Source organism: Morganella sp. EGD-HP17 (assembly GCF_000512315.2).
Taxonomy (GTDB): domain Bacteria; phylum Pseudomonadota; class Gammaproteobacteria; order Enterobacterales; family Enterobacteriaceae; genus Morganella; species Morganella morganii.
Map to the genome: position 1 here is coordinate 1 of NZ_AZRH01000046.1, position 2,638 is coordinate 2,638.

Consider the following 2,638-nt stretch of genomic DNA (forward strand, 5'->3'; position numbering starts at 1 on the left):
CTGAGATGGCGAATATTAATGTGAAAACCCGCCGTAAACAGGTGGTGGTGCTGATAGCGGTACTCTGCGGGCTGGGTGTCACCGGCGGTGTTGCCTGGTATCTCGGGCAGCCGGTGAAACCGTCGGCAAAAGCGGCACCGAAACCGGCACCGAATATGACCGGCGTGGTCTCGTCCTCGTTTGACAAGAAACTGGAGGGTGCCGCCGTGGCAAACCTGCAGGAAACCGCGTCTGAGGCGGACAAGAAAATCCGCGCGTTTTCCGGCCGTATCGACAAACTGGAGCAGACCAACAAAGCCTACCGCGACAAGATAGAGCAGCAGGAAAAGGATTTGTCCGTACTGCAGGAGCAGCTGACAGAGCTGCAGAGTGAACGGGCATTTCCGTCTGCGGATACCGGCGGTAACGGACAGACGGGCGGCATGCCGACGCTGAATACCGGGGCCGGTCAGCCGGTGATCCCGCCGCCGACCGCCTTTTATCCGGGCGGGCAGGGGTATGCCGCCCCGCAGAGTCAGCTTGTCGTGAATCCGGATCTGGGGCGCGGTCTGTCTTCCGTGACGATTGAGTATGAGGATGACAGCGAGCCTGAGACGGCGGTTCCGGAATTACCGTATATCCCGTCCGGCAGTTTTGCGCAGGCCATTATTATTGAGGGGGCGGATGCCAATGCCTCTGTCACCGGCAACAGTAATCCGTCCCCGATGCAGTTTCGTCTGACCGGGCCGGTACTGATGGCGAACAATGAGGAATACGATCTGCGCGGCTGTATGGTCACCGCCGGGGTGTACGGGGATATCTCCAGTGAACGTGCGCTGGTGAGAACCGACCGGCTGTCCTGCAAACTCTTTGGTCATACCGTGGATATGAAGTTTAAGGGACACATTTCCTTTATGGGAAAAAACGGGATCAAAGGAGAGCCGGTGATCCGCAACGGGGAAATGATCGGATATGCCTTTGCGGGCGGTGCGATTGATGCCATCGGCAGCGGTATCGGCAAAGTGGGGCAGACCACGGTCGGTATCGGGGCGGCGGACACCACCTCGTTCGGGGATGTCGCCCGGGCCGGTGCAGGCTCCGGAACCTCACAGGTCGGCAAAACCCTGTCCGATTATTTCATCAAACGGGCAGAGCAGTACCATCCGGTTATTCCCGTCGGTGCCGGTGTCGATGTGACCGTGGTGTTTCAGGAAGGGTTTCAGCTGGAATTTGCCGATGTGAAGAAAAAGAAAGCGGCTAAAACGCCGGTGAAAGAGGCGGTACAGCAGGGGATCACGGTTTCAAAAGAAACCCTGCGTGAGCTGAACCTCGGTTCACCTGTACCTTCAAATCCGGCACCGGCACCCGCTTACGGGTATTCGCAGCCGCCCGGTTATCCGCAGTAAGGGGGCGATGATGAATGTGGTCACTCTTGTGCAGTGCTTCACCGGGCTTATTTTCTTCCTGGTATCACTGTGTGTGCCCGGCGTCCCGGCTGAGGTGGTGATGTTTGCTTTATCGGTCGGCGGGCTTGCGGTACTGGCAGGTAATTATATCCGGTCTGATATTCAGGCCGGTTAAGGAGCGTTTATGGCATGTCTGGGATGTGATATACCGCCGGACAGTATGCGGTATCCGGATGGTGATTTTATGATTTACATTTTGGTTATATCACTGGCACTGAATATTATTTTTGCGGTGAATTTTTTTATCCGGAAATCCCGGCACAATCGTCTGTGTGAAAAAATGAAAGAACCGTTAACCCGGGTGGATACGGACAGGTATTATTATGTGACGGATGACATTGCGTTACAAAATGTTGTACTGAAAGATGCGCTGCAGGTCTATAAGAGCTTTTTTAATTCTGTTGTCTGCTATGCCGGAACATATCCGGCCTGGAAAGTCCTCTTTGAGTTTCAGGAAGCCGTCCGCCTGAATAAAAACACGGAGCAGGTTAACCGGTATCTGGATAAGCTGGTTTCTGAGGTGCAGTATGTTCTGGATGAAACCGACCCGGCGGAGGCTGAGCGCTGGCGGGAGAGTGTCCGGCTTATCCGTTATGATATCGCTCACCTGAAAAGTAAAAAACGGAGTCAGGATTATATCCGTTAATGTAGTCAGTCAGATATTCAGGCTGATTAAGCAGTCGTTATAAAATATTAACTTTATTCAGAGGCAGATATGATAATAACAGGATTGGCTGTCGGGTTTATTATGATTCATATCGGTATATGGCGATATTGTCATTGTGAAAACAGAACCGGAAAAATAATCAGTGCCGGTATCATTGCAGCCGGTGTTCTGGTTATTACCGGCGTGTTTGCAATTGACGCAGTAAACTGTAAAGGAAATCCTTATCAGGAAAATATTGGCAAATATTACAGTGAGGAATGTAAACCTCTGGTGTTATCCGGCGGGAATGCTGCCGGTGAAATGAATATTATTAACTGTCATGAAACTATCCTGCAGGTTGATGCGGCAGAGTATGATAACGCCATCAGTTCATACCGGAAATTCCTCAGTAAACAGCAGGGTGGGGTTTCTGACTGACCGGAGCCGGTGGTCGGTGTTTACCGTTTCTTTCACCGGAAGTTTTTATTAATTATTAATGTAATGCCGGAATGGAATTTATTCCTGATGAGGGGGTTATGACATTTAG

The 2,638-nt window shown here is 51.8% G+C and carries 4 protein-coding genes; all 4 read left to right on the plus strand.

Annotated features, from left to right (window positions below; genetic code table 11):
* On the plus strand, positions 1 to 1,385 hold a 1,385-nt coding region (locus X965_RS18550; protein ID WP_253280795.1), incomplete at its 5' end, for a TrbI/VirB10 family protein.
* 10 nt (positions 1,386 to 1,395) lie between these two features.
* Positions 1,396 to 1,560, plus strand: coding sequence for a hypothetical protein (locus X965_RS19455; RefSeq protein ID WP_156341099.1), 165 nt, complete (start codon positions 1,396 to 1,398; stop codon positions 1,558 to 1,560).
* A gap of 69 nt (positions 1,561 to 1,629) precedes the next feature.
* Positions 1,630 to 2,091 (plus strand): hypothetical protein, encoded by a 462-nt coding sequence (locus X965_RS18555; RefSeq protein WP_156341100.1) that lies wholly within the window; start codon positions 1,630 to 1,632, stop codon positions 2,089 to 2,091.
* 102 nt (positions 2,092 to 2,193) lie between these two features.
* On the plus strand, positions 2,194 to 2,529 hold the full coding sequence (locus X965_RS18560) for a hypothetical protein (protein ID WP_036419739.1): 336 nt from the start codon (positions 2,194 to 2,196) through the stop codon (positions 2,527 to 2,529).
* The last annotated feature ends 109 nt before the right edge of the window (positions 2,530 to 2,638 follow it).